At 32.3% G+C, this 16,466-nt stretch carries 21 protein-coding genes; all 21 read right to left on the bottom strand.

The genetic code is table 11. The features are described from left to right. Positions 1-14 precede the first annotated feature (14 nt). On the bottom strand, positions 15-641 hold the full coding sequence (locus tag ACUN3A_RS16200) for a hypothetical protein (protein ID WP_445552324.1): 627 nt from the start codon (positions 639-641) through the stop codon (positions 15-17). Next, complete coding sequence (locus ACUN3A_RS16195; protein ID WP_445552323.1) at positions 619-1,254, bottom strand: outer membrane lipoprotein carrier protein LolA; 636 nt, start codon at positions 1,252-1,254, stop codon at positions 619-621. The genes ACUN3A_RS16200 and ACUN3A_RS16195 overlap by 23 nt, the downstream gene beginning before the upstream one ends. Next, entirely contained in the window at positions 1,244-2,017 is a 774-nt protein-coding gene (locus ACUN3A_RS16190; RefSeq protein ID WP_445552322.1) for a polysaccharide deacetylase family protein, read from the bottom strand. Before ACUN3A_RS16190 ends, ACUN3A_RS16195 begins: the two co-directional genes overlap by 11 nt. Next, positions 2,014-3,078, bottom strand: coding sequence for a beta-ketoacyl synthase N-terminal-like domain-containing protein (locus tag ACUN3A_RS16185; protein WP_445552321.1), 1,065 nt, complete (start codon positions 3,076-3,078; stop codon positions 2,014-2,016). Before ACUN3A_RS16185 ends, ACUN3A_RS16190 begins: the two co-directional genes overlap by 4 nt. A gap of 235 nt (positions 3,079-3,313) precedes the next feature. Next, positions 3,314-4,516 carry a beta-ketoacyl-[acyl-carrier-protein] synthase family protein gene (locus ACUN3A_RS16180; RefSeq protein WP_445552320.1) on the bottom strand — a complete coding sequence of 401 codons (1,203 nt, stop codon included), beginning with the start codon at positions 4,514-4,516 and terminating at the stop codon, positions 3,314-3,316. 22 nt (positions 4,517-4,538) lie between these two features. Continuing rightward, a complete protein-coding gene (locus tag ACUN3A_RS16175; protein WP_445552319.1) occupies positions 4,539-4,913 on the bottom strand; it encodes a four helix bundle protein in 375 nt (124 codons plus the stop codon). A gap of 42 nt (positions 4,914-4,955) precedes the next feature. Then, positions 4,956-5,213, bottom strand: coding sequence for a phosphopantetheine-binding protein (locus ACUN3A_RS16170; RefSeq protein ID WP_445552318.1), 258 nt, complete (start codon positions 5,211-5,213; stop codon positions 4,956-4,958). 2 nt (positions 5,214-5,215) lie between these two features. Next, entirely contained in the window at positions 5,216-5,833 is a 618-nt protein-coding gene (locus ACUN3A_RS16165) for a 3-oxoacyl-ACP synthase (RefSeq protein WP_445552317.1), read from the bottom strand. Next, positions 5,833-6,966, bottom strand: a complete 1,134-nt coding sequence (locus ACUN3A_RS16160; RefSeq protein WP_445552316.1) for a beta-ketoacyl synthase N-terminal-like domain-containing protein — start codon at positions 6,964-6,966, stop codon at positions 5,833-5,835. The genes ACUN3A_RS16165 and ACUN3A_RS16160 overlap by 1 nt, the downstream gene beginning before the upstream one ends. A 1-nt stretch (position 6,967) precedes the next feature. Then, positions 6,968-7,417, bottom strand: coding sequence for an acyl-CoA thioesterase (locus ACUN3A_RS16155; RefSeq protein WP_445552315.1), 450 nt, complete (start codon positions 7,415-7,417; stop codon positions 6,968-6,970). Next, complete coding sequence (locus tag ACUN3A_RS16150) at positions 7,392-8,657, bottom strand: ABC transporter permease (protein ID WP_445552314.1); 1,266 nt, start codon at positions 8,655-8,657, stop codon at positions 7,392-7,394. The genes ACUN3A_RS16155 and ACUN3A_RS16150 overlap by 26 nt, the downstream gene beginning before the upstream one ends. 7 nt (positions 8,658-8,664) lie before the next feature. Then, positions 8,665-9,363, bottom strand: coding sequence for an ABC transporter ATP-binding protein (locus ACUN3A_RS16145; RefSeq protein ID WP_445552844.1), 699 nt, complete (start codon positions 9,361-9,363; stop codon positions 8,665-8,667). A gap of 67 nt (positions 9,364-9,430) precedes the next feature. Continuing rightward, positions 9,431-10,429, bottom strand: coding sequence for a BtrH N-terminal domain-containing protein (locus ACUN3A_RS16140; RefSeq protein WP_445552313.1), 999 nt, complete (start codon positions 10,427-10,429; stop codon positions 9,431-9,433). After that, entirely contained in the window at positions 10,429-10,833 is a 405-nt protein-coding gene (locus ACUN3A_RS16135) for a hypothetical protein (protein WP_445552312.1), read from the bottom strand. Before ACUN3A_RS16135 ends, ACUN3A_RS16140 begins: the two co-directional genes overlap by 1 nt. 9 nt (positions 10,834-10,842) lie before the next feature. Next, positions 10,843-11,313, bottom strand: coding sequence for an ABC transporter permease (locus ACUN3A_RS16130; RefSeq protein WP_445552311.1), 471 nt, complete (start codon positions 11,311-11,313; stop codon positions 10,843-10,845). Positions 11,314-11,322: 9 nt separating this feature from the next. After that, positions 11,323-11,763 (bottom strand): hypothetical protein, encoded by a 441-nt coding sequence (locus tag ACUN3A_RS16125; protein ID WP_445552310.1) that lies wholly within the window; start codon positions 11,761-11,763, stop codon positions 11,323-11,325. Next, positions 11,763-12,896, bottom strand: a complete 1,134-nt coding sequence (locus tag ACUN3A_RS16120; RefSeq protein ID WP_445552309.1) for a beta-ketoacyl-ACP synthase III — start codon at positions 12,894-12,896, stop codon at positions 11,763-11,765. The genes ACUN3A_RS16125 and ACUN3A_RS16120 overlap by 1 nt, the downstream gene beginning before the upstream one ends. Before the next feature lie 5 nt (positions 12,897-12,901). Further along, on the bottom strand, positions 12,902-13,807 hold the full coding sequence (locus ACUN3A_RS16115) for a dialkylrecorsinol condensing enzyme DarA (RefSeq protein WP_445552308.1): 906 nt from the start codon (positions 13,805-13,807) through the stop codon (positions 12,902-12,904). Between the two features lie 282 nt (positions 13,808-14,089). Beyond that, positions 14,090-14,971: an LpxL/LpxP family acyltransferase gene (locus tag ACUN3A_RS16110; protein ID WP_445552307.1), complete on the bottom strand. Its 882-nt coding sequence runs from the start codon at positions 14,969-14,971 to the stop codon at positions 14,090-14,092. Positions 14,972-14,975: 4 nt separating this feature from the next. Beyond that, positions 14,976-15,227 carry an acyl carrier protein gene (locus ACUN3A_RS16105; RefSeq protein WP_445552306.1) on the bottom strand — a complete coding sequence of 84 codons (252 nt, stop codon included), beginning with the start codon at positions 15,225-15,227 and terminating at the stop codon, positions 14,976-14,978. Beyond that, positions 15,220-16,455 (bottom strand): beta-ketoacyl-[acyl-carrier-protein] synthase family protein, encoded by a 1,236-nt coding sequence (locus ACUN3A_RS16100; protein WP_445552305.1) that lies wholly within the window; start codon positions 16,453-16,455, stop codon positions 15,220-15,222. The genes ACUN3A_RS16105 and ACUN3A_RS16100 overlap by 8 nt, the downstream gene beginning before the upstream one ends. Between the last annotated feature and the right edge of the window lie 11 nt (positions 16,456-16,466).

Below are 16,466 nucleotides of genomic sequence, written 5' to 3'. Positions count from 1 at the left end.
GTTAACTGTTTTGGTTATTGGTTAAAATAATTTAGTTCGATTTTTAACTTTATATTTTGATGTTGAATGATAACATTTTCGGCAAAAATATCATTTTTAGAAGTATAAAGAATATTAAATATAGCTTTCCTTTTAGAACTATATACTATTTTACTTAATTTATTTGTTGCCTTTGAAACAAAAAGATAATTCATTTTATTTTTATCCAAAACCTCAAATACCTTTTCAGTATCATTCTCAAATTGATTGTTTACCGAATAATCACTTCTCAAAAGAAGCCTAAAATCAGTTACCAATGTATTTATCAATATTTTTCTATCCAATTCCTCCAGAATAAAATTGACTTTAAAATCATTCTTCGAAATCTCAAAATCCATCAGTTTATTACCAAATTCAGTGGTAAAAACAACTCTATGCGTAGTATCGTTTATTTTTTTCGCAATAAAAATGCCTGTTAATTCATTGCCATACACCGAAATATTAGCTTTATACACATAATCCATTTTGGGATTAGAAAAAAAAGGGACTTCAAAAGTATTTTTTTCTAAAGCAACCGTTTTATAATCCTTGATTACTTTATTACTGCCGCATGACGTTAATAAAAGAAGTAGGGCACTACTAATTCGAAAAAGAAGCTTCATCGACTTTGGCATTGATTACTTTATTTTTTAGAACAATTCGAGTATAATCGGCGGAGGATTCTAATAATTTAACCTGAATTACAGTCGCTTCCTCTTTATCAAAAGTTAAATCTATTTGCTTAATATATTTTTTAAGAGTCGCATCTTTGGGAATAAACTTAGCTATATTTTGTTCTTTATTTTTAAAATACGAAATCGAGAATACTGCATCGTCAAATAAATCTCCACTCACGCTTCCAACAATCAGTTTATTTATTTTTCCAAACAATTTACTGTTTCCAATATCAACAGCACTTTTCTTTCCTTCATCGTTAATCAGTATTTTTCCATTCTTAAAAACGATTGTATAACTGTAAGGTTTTTTATATTGCCAAAGTAAAGAATTTGGTTCTTTGAAAACCATTTTTCCAGAAGTTTCAATATCTTTTGATAGAAAATCAAGGTGTTTGTATTGCACAAAATCGGTACTTAAAGTCTTGATTTTTTTAGATACCACTGCCACGGATTGTTTAAAAACAGTAATCTCGTTTTCATTCATTTTTTGCTCTTGAGCCCAAGTTTGAAAATGGCAAACATTTAAAAAAACGAATACTATAAAAATTTTAATCTTCATAAGCTTTAATATTCAAGAGTTCTTCTAAAGGAACAACGCTATAATTATTTTTTTCTAAAAAGGAAAGTAATTGCTCTAACACATTAACCGTTTCAATAGAGGTGTCATGCAAAAGTACAATTCCTCCAGGTTTAATTCTTTTTATTATTCTGTCTAATAAAAATTTCTCTTTTTTAATGATTCCATCTAATGAACGAATATTCCAGCCAATTGTTGTATGTTTCGTTATTGCTAAAGCTTTACGAATGGAAGGATTTGTAACCCCATACGGTGGTCTGAATAAAGTAGTTTTCTTTCCTAAGATAGTTGCTATCAAAGCATCTGTCTTTTCAATTTCGGAAATTACTTGATCTTTATTATAAAAATCAAAAAAAGGAGCGTGACTATACGAATGATTTCCAATTGTATGTCCTTCGTTTATTGTTCTTTCTAAAATATGGGGGTATCTTTCTATATTTTTTCCAATGCAAAAAAAAGTAGCTTTGGCGTTGTATTTTTGTAAAACATCCAAAACGGAAATCGTCATTTCATTTGGGCCATCATCAAATGTTATGGCAATTTTTTTCTCTTTTACAGATGGATTACTGCAATATGTTTTTACATGGTAATTGGAGCCAATAAATGAGGAGCCAATAAATACAATCAAAAACCATAAGAACCCAACGAGTATAAAATATTTGATTTCAACCACTACATAAAAGCTTGCTAAAGCGAGTAGCATTAGCATCAAAACAAAGAACACATTGGTTAGAATATGCTTCAAAAGTTTGAAATTAAAGTAAAACTATGGTCTGTTCCGTTGCGTTGATTATACAACAAGATAGTTTTATAAACCTCTTTATTTATTGCATTTATCTTTACAATATCAGGTATATTTTGAGTCTGAATAATTTTAGTTCCAACCCACAATCCAAATGCTGAAGCGGTATCATACTCACCACTCAAATGCTTATAATAGACCTGTGGTGTATTTGCAAATGTAACATTGGATAAATTTTTATAATACAAATCCGAATCTACGTCTCCATTATACCCCAAAACTACAGCATCAATATCGGTTAGTTTTAAATTATTGGAAGCAAGAAAAGAAACCACTTTCTTTTCTACCTCGCCAATTTCCAATTTATTCAGAATTTCAATATCTAAAACAGCGGCTATTGTTGTTTCTTTCACTTCATTTTCTACAACAAAAAAAGTAGCACCTTCTCCAAGAACAGCTCCTTTAGAAGTAGATTCTAAAAATGAATGAGTTCCTTGATTTTCATTTTTTATAAAACCTGCTAACTTAAATAAAGACATGGTATAATCAGCAGTTTCATCAATTCCACCCACTAAAATAGAAGAGGCTTCATTTTCCTCAATCATCATTTTGGCATCAAAAAGTGCCGATTCAAAAGAAACACAACCATTCACATACGTCAAGTTATAGGCTTTGCATTGCAAACCCAACGCAATTTGACCTCCAACCGTATTGTGCGTAGATTGTATAAAAGAAGTAGGCGTCAAAAACTCTTCATTATTATCTAAAATTGCTTTCAAAAATTTTTCTGAATCTTCAATACAGCCCATTCCAGTTCCAGTTATAATAGCATCAACGGTTTCTAGCTGGGCTTCCCGCAAAGCAAGAGTCGAAGCAACTATTCCATTTTTGACTCCTTTGGCCATTCTTCTGCTTGCTACTGGAGATATAAAATCTTTATAAACCGGTTGATGAATAGGCAAAATAGTATCCACTTCATTTACTACCGCTTCTTCAAGAAAAAGGGTATCAAAAGTTTTTTGAGTCGAAATGCAACCTAATCCATTTATATAAATCTTGCTCATTTTTAAATAATTATCTATCAAAAAAAGTTAACACGAATTGCACTAATTTGCACGAATTCAAAACTTAAAATAATTTCAAAAACTAATTTATGACAAAAAAATTAACACAAACTACACTAATTAAGGCTTGGTATTATTATGTAAAATAAATTTCCTCAAACCAATTCGTGCTAATTCGTGACTCAAGCGACAGCGAACAGGCGAAGCAAATTCGTGTTTTATATGAGTCAAAATTTTATTCACTTTTAGAAAATATCAAAGTCGAACAATTACCTCCAAATCCAAAAGAATTAGAAAGTACATGTTCTATGTTTTTATGCTTTAAAATCGTTTGTGGTACTAAATCAAATTCGTTCATTGGAGTTTCAAAATTCAAATTTGGGAAAACCACATTATTTTGAATAGCCAACACACTATACACAGCTTCAATTGCAGCAGCTGCCGCCAAAGTATGTCCAGTGAAAGGTTTTGTTGAACTAAAATCGGGTACTTTATTTTCGCCAAATAATCGCACCATTGCTCTTCCTTCTGATAAATCATTATTTGGTGTTGCAGTACCGTGAACATTCACATAATCTATTTGTTCTGGCTGCATTAGCGCCATTTTAAATGCTTTTTCCATAGACAAAAAAGCGCCGTCACCATTCTCAGATGAAGCAGTTTGATGAAAAGCATCATTCGCATTGGCATAACCCGAAACTCTTGCTAACACTTTTTTGTTTTCTTTTTTAACCAATTCTTCTGATTCTAAAACTAGATAGGCCGCAGCTTCACCTAAATTCAGTCCTTTTCGATCATTATCAAATGGTTTATTATAGCCATCCGATAAAATCATAAGTGTTTTAAAACCGTTGATAGTAAACTTAGACAACGCATCAGTCCCTCCAACAATAACACGATCGAGTTTACCTGATTTTATCATTCTTGCTCCTAGCATAATAGCATTGGCCGCAGAAGAACAAGCTGTACTAATGGTTGTTACCATACCTGTCAAACCTAATTCTGTTGCGATTTTATTGGTATTATCACCTGCATTATGACTGCTAATGTATTTTACAACATCGGGATTTTCAAAATATTCGTGATAATAACGTTCTGTCATGTCCATTCCACCCACGCTAGTAGCAGAGATTAATCCAGTTTTATATTCATTAATAGAAGTAATTCCAGCATTTTTTACCGCTTGCTTGGCAGCAATAGTTCCAAGCATGGCCGTTCGGGAAAAATTATTATCTTTCCCTAATTGCAATTCGTCTATCAACTCTTGATTGGTCTTTTTAATTTCACCAACTTTAATCACATCAACATGAACAGTCGCAATATTTTCGATAGTTGTAATCCCTGCTTGACTATTCAGCAATGCGCTATAATTTTCCTCAACCGAATTTCCGATTGAAGAAATAATACCCATTCCTGTAATAGCGACTCCTTTATTCATATTCTATTTTAAAATTTAGATTTTAGATTTTAGATTGTGAAATACTTAATCTAGCATTAACCGTTTTTAATGAACTAACAAATATCGCAGTTAATTGATTTCCTTCATCTAAGACATTTTGAATTTCTAAATCAGCTAACATTTTTTTTTCATTAATTATTTCTAACCAGAAAACAGTTTCATCCGCTTCTTCCAAAACGATATTCATTTTAGAAATAAACTCTTTATCACTTCTGGCTCTACACACTGCTCTATAGTTTGCCCCAACTGAAGTTCCGCTTCTTATAATTTGATTTGAAATAGTTCTGCCTGCAATGGAATTTGGTAATTTTTCAACCAAATCGATAATTTCTAAAGAAAACTTCTTAGTTCTAAATTTCAACTCATTTGTTGTCATAAACGCTTTTTAAATCTGAAATCTAAACTCTAAATTCTAAAATTATTTAACTCGATTCTCAGCAATATAAGCAGCCATAACTTCAATAGACTTAAAAATAGTTTTTCCTTCTTTCGGATCCACTAATTTTATTCCGTAATCTTTGTCTAGCATTACAATAAGTTCTAATGCATCAATAGAATCAAGTCCTAAACCGTCACCAAATAAGGCATCGTCATCATTAATATCAGCAACTGCAATATCTTCCAGATTTAAAACTTCTATGATTTTACTTTTTAATTCTTGTTTTAATGCTTCCATAATTATTTATTGTATAGTTTTTCTAATTGTTCGTGATTGTGCTCTATTTCGCCTTGCTTCTCTACTAAATAAAGAAAGGCTTTGTATTCTTCATTAAAATATTCGACCCATCCGCATAAAACTTTATCTGCTTTTTGGGTTTCCAAAAGTATATTGCAGTAATTCTCCATAAATACAGGGTCATAATTAGCAAATATAAAGAAAGAATTTTCGCTTTTCAATTGATGCTTGATACTTATTTCACCCAAACAAATATTAGGCAATGTATAAACAAAAACTGCCGGACTCGGGTAATAATTATCGGAATCCGAAATGGAATTTTGATATTTTACATCGGTATCCAAACTCGATGATTTATTTGCAAATACTAATGCTGTATTGTTTTCTTCTGAATTTTCATTCGTAGTTCCTAAAAGCAATTCAGCTCCTAAAAATGCCAATTTACTCAAATTGTCCATTTTAAAAAACTTTGGATAGTTGATTTCAAAATACTGATAAGCTTTCTTTGAAAAACCAGTAAACATATCATCTTCAGCACTAAAAACAACTTCTCCATTCAAAAAAATTTGATTTTTTTGAATGAGGCAAAAAGAGTGAATATAATTTTTATTTACTGTCATTATGATACTTTTTCGAATAAAACAGCCGTATTGCAACCTCCAAAACCTGAAGCTGTTTTTAAAAAATAACGAATGGCTGCATTCTTTTTTTTCTCAATAACATTTATTGGCTGACTCACACCAATGGCATCAAATCCTAATGAAGCAAATAACTTATTTCCTTCAACCGATTGTATTCCGATAACGGTTTCCAACAGTCCCGAAGCGCCTAATGTATGACCATAATAGCCTTTAAAACTATTTACGGGTACATTTTCAAGCCCTAATCTATTCAAGGCAATAGCTTCCATTTCGTCATTAAAAGGAGTCGCTGTACCGTGAGCTGAAATATAATCGATTTGATCGCTATTTATTTTGGCTTCGGCCAATGCACTTTGAATACTTCTATAAAGTCCTTCTCCTGTTCTGGAAGGGCCTGAGATGTGATTGGCATCATTAATCGAACCATCGCCTATAATTTTTACTTTGGCATTTTCTTTATTGGAAGAAATCAAAACTGCTGCAGCAGCTTCTCCTAAAGTTACTCCCGTTCTATTAACGGAATATGGTTTGCAGGGCAAATTACTCATCGCCTGAAAAGAAGTAAATCCTGAGACAACGAATTTTGAAACTTCATCACCAGCCACTACAAATATATTGTCATACAAATTAGCTTGAATTAATCTTTTGGCTACTGAAACTGCTAATATTCCCGAAACACAAGCATTAGAAACCACAATAGGTTCTGTTTTAAATCCAAAAAAATCGGCAATCTTTTTAGCCAATACATTCAAATAAGCAGATTCAATATTATTTTGATTTTCTAAAACACTGATGTTTCCTTTGGTTGTCGAAAGGATAAAAGCGGTTCTTTCGTTCAAATCAAGTTTATTTTTTTTGATAATGGGTTCCAATGCCAAAATCATCATTTTTTCTAATCTCGAATAACCGTCTACAGAGCTCACTTTGGCAAAAGCCAGATCCAAAGCTGAATCATTAATAATAGCAGCATAAAAAGCCGTATTTAATAACTTTGGATTATCATGTAATTGAATAGCGGAAACCTCATTACCAATATTTTTGATATTGGTAGCCACATCAAACCCGATGGGCGTAATGCAATTCGTTTCGGTTATATAGACTTCTTTCATCATGCTATTTTACTAAGCCTACTTTTCTTTTCCATTCTATGTAAAACGGAGGATTGGTCAACATTAATTCTCCATTTTTATCTAGGAAAACCTGAACAGTTTCGCCTGTACAAACGATATTATTTTCAGAATTATAGATTGTGAACCTAAAAATCATTTTGGCTGCGGGTGTATCTACGATAGTTGTTTCTATTCGAGCCACATCGCCATAACGCAATGACAATTTATGCTCAAGAGTTGTTTTTACAATCGGAGTTGTAAATTCATTGGCAAAAACATCCAAGTATGCAAGCCCGTGATGGCGTCCAAAAGCTTCTCTTCCGTCTTCAAAATAGGTAATATAATGGCCATGCCAAACTATTCCAAGAGAATCAGTTTCACTAAATCGAACCCGAATATCATGAGAAACAGTCAAAGCAGTTGCTTCTTTATACAGCTCTTTTTTTCTTATCATACAGCAATGCTAAAGTGGTGGTAACTATAAAAAATGCAACTAATAAAAATAATTCTGGCACTAAGTCCAAAAGATCTCCGTTGCGTAAAAGTACGTCATAAAAGGCCTCTAAACCCCAATTCATTGGTGAGGATTGGGCAATTATTTGCATCATTTTTGGCATTGTGAATACAGGGACCCAAACGCCACCAATTGCCGCTAAAATAATCACTGCCGTAGCTCCAAAAGGAGCCGACTGCTCTTGTGTTTTAGCAATAGTTCCTAATAATATTCCGAAACCAATCGCTGCTAAACCAGAAAATAGCGCCACAATACTCATCAAAATAAGATTACCTTCAACGTTTAAAGCCGGTAGGCCCAAATGTGGAAATAAAAATACAGCAACAGCAATCATCATGTAAAACTGTATTAAACAAATGATTAAATACATCACCGTTTTACCCGCCAAAACAATTATATTAGAAACTGGATTCGTACGCAATCGGACAAAAGTTCCTTGCGTTTTTTCTTTGACCATGTTAATTGACAATGGAATAACAATAAAAAATATAGCAAAAAGCGTCCAAGCAGGAACATTATGCTGAACTGAATTTGGAAGTATTTCTTTGTTATTAACCTCAGGAACAATCTCTTTGAAAGTAATAAAGCTTTTTTGTTCAAACTGGGCATCTTCACCCCCTAATTGATCTTGAAAAGAGCTGTAAATCGATTTGGTTTCTATTTGAGAAATCATTTTGTCAATTCCGCTCATCACACCTCTTCTAAAACTCAATTGTACAGCTGGGTCAAAATAAAGTTTAACCTCTTTTTGATTGACCACTTTTTCATTTGGCTTAGCTGCCAATGTATCTGAAAACCCCAAACTACTGACTATTTTTTGCACATTTTGATCAATCTTAGTCTGCAAATCAATACTTAAATGCGAAGGAATAATGATAGCCATTTGATATTTCCCTTTAAAAACGGCTTCTTTGGCTTCTGCTTCTGTAATTGGTTTATTATCAAAAGTTGTTATAACGCTAAAAACTTCACTGTTTTTTAAATTATCAGAAACAGTCTTAGAAACTTTCCCTTTATCATAATCAACCAAAAGTATTGGAATCTTAATCTCTTGCCCTTTTTTAAAAGAACTATCCTGAATGAGTGTAACGGTAATGATTAATACCAATGGCATCAAAAAAAGAGTCACTACTCCTCCCATATCTCGTTTTAACAACAAGAATTCCTTATAAACAGACATCCAAAGTTTATATAGCATCTCTCAATTCTTTTCCGGTTAATGAAATAAAAACATCTTCCAGATTTCTTGCATTTGCAGTAGCGGCAATTAAATCTTTAGGTGTTCCTTGGGTATAAATTATTCCTCTGTCAACAATCGCGATATGATTGCAAAAATCCTGCGCTTCGGATAAATGATGTGATGTATAAATTATAGTCGTTCCATTCTTATTCAGTTTCTTGAGATACTCAATAATAACATTTTTGGAGTGTACATCGACCCCAACTGTAGGTTCGTCAAGAAAAAGTACTTTGGGATTGTGTAATATTCCTGCAATCAAATTCACACGACGTTTCATACCACCAGAAAAGGTTTCAATGCGTTTGTCAGCAAATTTCAATAATCCAAGAAGATCAAGACTATCTATTACTTTCTCTTTAAGATCATTTCCTTTCAAACCATACATACTTCCAAAATACAGCAAATTTTCTCTGGCTGTCAAAGTTGGATATAAAGCATATTCCTGAGGGACAACGCCTATTCTACTTTTGATTGCATTGGCATTTTTTGCATAATCCAAACCATCAATTGTAAAAGAACCAGAAGTAGGCTTTACCAAGCCACAAAGAATAGAAATCAAGGTCGTTTTACCCGCACCGTTTGGTCCAAGCAACCCAAAAATATCTCCTTCATTAATATCCATAGAAAAATCATCCAAGGAATACATTTCGGCATCTTTGTATAATTTAGACAGCTTGGATATGTGTATAATCGATTTCAAAATAATTCTTTATTTAGCTTATTGCTTTCTTCAGTTTCTTAAAAAACACTTCTTCTTTATCCGCTATTGCTAAAAGTTCATCCGAAAGAAGATTATAAACATCTATTTTCGTACTTCTATTTTTATAAACTCGAGAAGCTTCTAGGGCAAAATCTCTCCATAAATCACCAATAGCGGTCATTTCTAGTGATAAAATCTGCAATTCGTCATTCTCTAATACAACAGCTGCTTCTTGTAAAAAGGCAGCATATATAAATCTAAAACCACCACCACCTGTTCCAATTTCTTCCTGCATTCGAACTATTTGAGCCAAATAATGATTTGCTTTCTTCGTTCCCTCTTTCACCGGCCATTTTTTAATTAGCCTGGCTACAAGTCGAATACCACGAACACCAATTATTGGCATTGGCGCTAACATATTGTTACACGTATTTTTTATCCCTTTTATAATTGCTCCTTTCAAATCTACATTTGCAGGAACCTGAATAGGATAATAAAGTTGGCCTCTTGGCGCAAAAGCTCCTTTGGCAAAACGTACTTTATTCAATTCAGCGTGAGTCAGGGTTGTTACGTTTTCCATAACGGGATCACTAATTAAATAATCGGTTTCTGTTTTCCCATACACTACCAAATTATGTGCATTGAAATGAAAACGATACTCATCGGGAAAATACGTTAAATTGTACACACCCACCTGCAATCCAGAAGGAATATTATTTTTCAAATTTTCGTCCAATGCTTTAATGGCATTAGCTTCGCTCGAGAATTTTTGCCTTTTAATTTTTAAACCTAAACGTTTCGCCAGTTTATTAAAAATTTGTCCCGGCATTGGTCTATAACTGATTGCAGGAGCATAATTTACTTTTAAAAATGGTAAATAGACAAAGAAAAGTCCAGAACCAATTCCAAAAACCATTGGCTCACTAATATTTAATCCATTATGTTTTAACAAATTGGAAGCCACTCCATTCTCACAATGAGCTGATTGATGATGTGTGAAATTCGTTTCCATTAATTTGCTTTAAAGTTTTTCAATTCTTCAACAGTTATATTAAATGCATCTGAATATTTTTTTAAAATTTTATCACTTAAGCCTGCAAAAACTTTGGGCTTAAAATGTCTTTTAACACGCCAGTGCCACATTCCTACATAACTAGAAAGTACACCAATATCCATTCTGCACAGTTCCATATAATAACTAATTGGGCTTACTTCATTGTTTGCTACCCGAGCTTTAGCAACCGCAACTCGTTCACTAATTTCTTCAATAGAATTAGAAAGAGCAATACTTTTAGGTTCCCAACCTGAACTTAAGGCAGTTGTATAATTGCCATTTTCATCAGTAGCATAAACCAGTTCTTTCATATTTGTTTTAGAAAGATTGCCTTTATCTTGAGGTACTTCTTCTTTTTTCATGTTCTTTCTCTAGGAATTATTATTTTGAATAAACAACGTAATTTCTCCTTCTAAAAGTATTTCTTCGTCCTTAAACGTTTTGCATTTTATAGTACACAAACTATATGAATCCGTAATAAATTTCGAAACAAGTATTGCTTTAGCCACAATAGTTGAACCAACTTGTGGCAAAGAATATATTTTTAAAGTTTTAATTGCACTAATAAAACCAATCACATTTATTTCTGTTATTTCTTTATTATTTTCATCAATAAAATAATCTTTAGCTACAATCATAGAACAAGTTTGCGCCATATTTTCAATCAAACCTGATGCTGCAAAAAAATCATTTTCAAGAAATATATTACCTGCTTTAATTTCAAAAACAGTCGCTACTTTTTCATCATCAACCTCTAAAATATGATCTACCATCAACATTGGAGCACGATGAGGCAAATAATGTTTTATTTCTACAGTATTTGATGTTTCTCTATTATTCACAGTTTTCAATTATTTAGCCAAAACAGTTTTCATCTGTCCGTAGGCTATTTCTACATTGTTTAATTTAGTAACAATATCAACCAAAGTAATTCCTCCAAATTCCTGTAAAATAGTAACTGTTGTCTTTATTTCGTCATGAAGTTTGGGAAGCTGATTTATTTGCAATTTATTTATTGATCCAATATAACCTGTGGGTGCCTGTTGTTTTTTCAAATAAAATTGATATCCGGTATGTAATGCTACAGATTGTGCCATGTGTTCAACAATTCCTGATTCTATAAAAAAATCATTCGCAAAAAAAATAGTATCCTTTTCTATTGTAAATCCAGAGACCAACTCAGTTTCCGAATAAGAATACAATGTATCCACCATTACAAACGGAAATTTTTGAGGAATTAATATTTCAACAAAATCTTTAGTTGCTATTGGATTATTTCCAGCCATTGTCATTAACAAACTGTTAAATAAGCATAAGCATAAGAAAAACGAGCACTTTCAGGCACAGACAAAAGAATTTTATTCCCTTTTTTTAGTTTACCTGAACTTATTAATTCTTCTAAAGCCAAATAAATAGAAGCTGAACCTACGTTTCCAACATTCGCTAAATTCATGAACCATTTTTCCATTGGTATCACCATCCCTTTTTCTGCTAATGCTTTACTCAAACCATCTACAAAAAAATAGGAAGAAACGTGTGGCAAAAAGAAATCGATTTGATCTGCAGTGACGTTATTTTTGGACAAAGCATTACGCATACTTTCGGCACCTTTGACTAAAATAAATTCATCTAATAATTTAACATCTTGTTTGACAGCAAAAATAGATTCTTTGAGCCATTGGTTAGGATCATAGTCATTCCAAGGTTTTATTTCTCCATTTTCTAATTTGTCTCCACCCGTATACATACAGGTCTCGAGTTCGTATGCATAGGAATAGGCTTCCATCCACTCAATTTTTAAAGAGATATCACCTTTTGGTTTATTTTCTAATAAAAAAGCTCCAGCACCATCGGATAACATCCATCTTAGAAAATCTTTTTTGAAAGCCAATATAGGTTGCTCTTGAAGGTTTTTCAGGTTTACAACTTCGTTTTCATACTTATTGGACGATAACCATGATGATGCTTTTTCCGAACCAGAACATACTGCATTTTGAGTACTTCCTGATTTTACAGAAAGAAAACCAAATTTTAAGGCATTCATACCTGAACAACAAACACCCGCCGATGAATTGAGTTCAAGGTTTTTATTTTTTAATAAGCCATGTACCATTGATGCATGCGAAGGAACGATTACATCTGGAGTTGTCGTTCCACAGGAAAGTAATTCCATATCCTGAGCAGTAAAACTATCATCAAATAATCCTTGAATAGCACTATGAGTTAATTCAGCATTATTATGAGTACTTTTTCCGTTTTTATCTAATGCATAATAACGGCTTACAATTTTATTATTTCTTAATATTAACCTTCTGGCTTTGGATGCGGTTTCGTTTATTAAACCCAAATAATCTTCCATTTCATCGTTTGAAATAGCTTCATTTGGCAAATATTTGGCCGCTTTTGTAATATATACATCAAACATATAATCTATTTTACTCCTTTATAATATTCTAATTCTCGCCTTATTTTTTTCAACTTTAACGGATAAAAGACTAGGTGCAATATATAAACTATTGGCGAGATTAACCAAATCGCTACTAACAAATACACTTTAAAAACCTTAGTCCAAAACTTTCTGGTTTTCTTTCTATTAATGATAAAATTTGACCATTTTGAAAAAATTTTATTACCTGTTCGATCGACCGTAAGCAAATAAGAGCTGATTTTCACTGCATCAATCTGAACTAATTTAGACTGCAAATGATCTAAATCATTCTCTTTCAAACTAGAAAGAATCGCATCGCCAAATTTTGTTGATTCGTTTATGTCTTTATCTGAAACTCCCGGCAAAGGAAAAATACCAAGATATTTTTTCTTCACGCCCGAAAACATCCAATCTACAATTGTAATAACGCTAATTAAATTTCCAACTCTATCAACCAGTGCAATATTTCCTTTTAATAAAGCATTATTTTGTTTCAATAATACTTTGACTTTTTCCTGAGCCATGAACCACATATTTCTTGAGCCGTTGATGGTTACAACAGGTGTATTATTCAAAATATTTTTTGCTTCTGGACTATTCAAAAAGGAATTAATTGGAATGGACGGGCTGAGATACCAAACTTGGTAATTTAAAAGAATCAGATCAAACTTGGTATTTAATATTTCTTGAGGAACTGGTTTTATAGCTCTTGGAAGTTGTAAAAACGTTTCGGGAAAAACTTCAAAAAATGATTCACTTTTCCATGGAAAAGGAAATGGTTCTTCCATCTGAATTTCATGAAATAAAACATTTATATTTTCTGAGTTTAAAAGTGGTTTTGCAATATTTCTAGCAATAGACTCTAATTGTCCCGATTGAGAATAATAGATTACTAGGACGTTTTTCATTGTGGCTCTTTTTATAAAAAACGAATTTAAATTAAAATTATAACTAAAACTAATTACAATTTATTACTTCCAAAATGAAACAACTAAACGAACTAGGATAATTCATGTTAATAAAAAAAATCACCTAAAAATAATTTAATTACAAGCAGCTTTATTAAACATACAAAATTAGTAACACTTGATTTACAGATAATTAAAACCAAAATTACTATTCAAAAAAATGTTTACATAAATCAATAGTACAAACTCTGAAAACAAAAAAGGTTCGTTACTTAATTGTTATTATTTATCCAATTGGTTCCAAAAATCGAAATAATTAAACCACTGCAAAGGATATTTATTGATTATACCTTCAAGACTTTCGGTATATTCCTTTAACAATCCTTTTTCATCGCGGTGTTTTACTTTTGCTTCTCTGGTATAGAGATGATAATGTAAATTCGGCTCTTTCATTACATATACAAAAACAACAGGAACTTTCAATCGTGAGGCAATAAGAAATGGTCCTGCCGGAAAAAGAGCTTCCTCTCCAAGTAATTTTTCGCTTAATGATTTTACACCTTCAAAGTACCTGTCGCCAGTAAAACAAACCAATTCATTTCTAGCTAAAGCAGAATTAATTTCAAAAATATGTGATAAATCATCACCGATCAATATGAAATTTATTGTTGGTTTTTGCGTAATGCTTTCGAGGTATTTTTTTATGGCAGAATGTTCTAAATCAGTGGTAACAAGATTGATTTGAAAATTGACATCAATCTCACTAAAAAAATGTTCGGCAATTTCAAAATTCCCAATGTGTGCACTAATAAGTACTCCTCCTCGTTTTTCTTTCAAAAGTCGGATAATAATCTCGCCTCCATCATGCTCATAAGTAAACTTATTTTTCAATCCGGCTCCAATGGCAATTTTATCAAGAATGGTTTGTCCAAAAGTATAATAACTTTTAAAAACCATCATTTTAGATTTCAAATACGAATACCCCAATCTTTTTCTAAAATAATAAAAGATTGAGGCATTACTTTTTTTTAGGAAAATAAAATAATAAGATGCAACTAAGTAAAGTACAAGATATGCTGTCTTTATGCCAACATTTTTTATAAAAAAAACAAAGATTTTATACCCTAGAACAGTGCCTTTGGATTTACCGTCCCATTTACTCATTAAATTAGGCCTTAGATTTTAGCTTGTCTTCTATCAGATTATAAAAACTTTGGAAGGTATCTATTCCTACAAAATCAGCTTCAACCAATTTTACTCCAAAGTGTGATTCAATAGAAACAACAATATCTACATAGTCTAGGCTATCTAATCCTAAAGTGTCTTTTAAATTTGCATCTGACTGAATATCATCACCATCCACTTCAAATTCATCAATTAAAAACCCATTTATTTTCTCTATGATTGCTTCTTTATTCATTACTTTTTTTATACTTTTTAACTACTAATGCAGAATTCGTCCCTCCAAAACCGAAGGAATTCGACAAAAATATGTCAATTTTTTTATTTAAAGTAGTTTTAACTAGATTTAATTTTGCGGCATCTTCATCTGGAGTTTCCAAATTAATATTTGGTGCAATGAAATCATTTTGCATCATCAAAACCGAATAAATAACCTCACTAGCACCCGCCATCCAGCATTCGTGCCCTGTCATTGATTTTGTAGAACTCACATAAGGATTGCTTTCTCCAAAGACTTCAAAAATTGCTTTGGCTTCATTTCCATCTCCTACCGGAGTCGATGTTGCGTGTGCATTAATATAATCTACTTCATTGGGTTTTATTCCGGCATCATCCAAAGCTCTTTGCATCGCTATAGATGGACCTTGAACATTTGGAGTAGAAATATGCCCTCCATTCGATGAAAATCCATAACCTGTAACTTCAGCCAAAATAGTGGCTCCTCTTTTAATTGCTGAATCGTATGATTCTAATATCAAAGTTGCCGCTCCGCCACTTGGAATTAATCCATCTCGATTGCTATCAAAAGGTCTTGACGCTTTGGTAGGCTCATCTTCTCTAGCAGAAAAAACACCCAAACCATCAAAACTGCACATAGCATATTTATTAATTTCTTGTGCTCCTCCGCAAATAATTATATCCTGCATACCACTTTTGATTAAAAAATAAGCCATTCCGATAGAATGAGAACCACTGGCACAAGCAGCGCTAATGGTCATATTTATTCCTCTTAACTTAAATATGGTAGAAATATTCATTGTAACAGTCGAATTCATTGACTTAAAAATTGCCCCTGAACCGATTAAAGCAGTATCTTTTTTCTCCCGAATAATATCTGTTGCATCAATGATAGCCTTGGATACACTATCATTACCATACATAATTCCTACTTCATTTTCTTCAAAAAAAGCATCATCAATATTGGCATTCTTCAAAGCCTCAATTGTTGCCATATATGCAAATTCGGTTTCCTCTCCAAGACTGATTCGTTGTCGTCTTGAAAGCAAATTTTTCAAATCTGGTTTAGGAACTGTTCCTGTTAGGGCCGATCTAAATCCAAAATCTTTGCGTTCCTGATCAAATACAATCCCTGATTTTCCTTCAAATAAAGAATCTTTTACTTCATCTAGTGATGTTCCTATACAAGAATAAATTCCCATTCCTGTTATGACTACTCTATTATTCATTCTCAATTTTT

This window comes from Flavobacterium sp. WC2509, from assembly GCF_052683105.1.
This window is presented reverse-complemented; position numbering and strand designations above follow the sequence as displayed.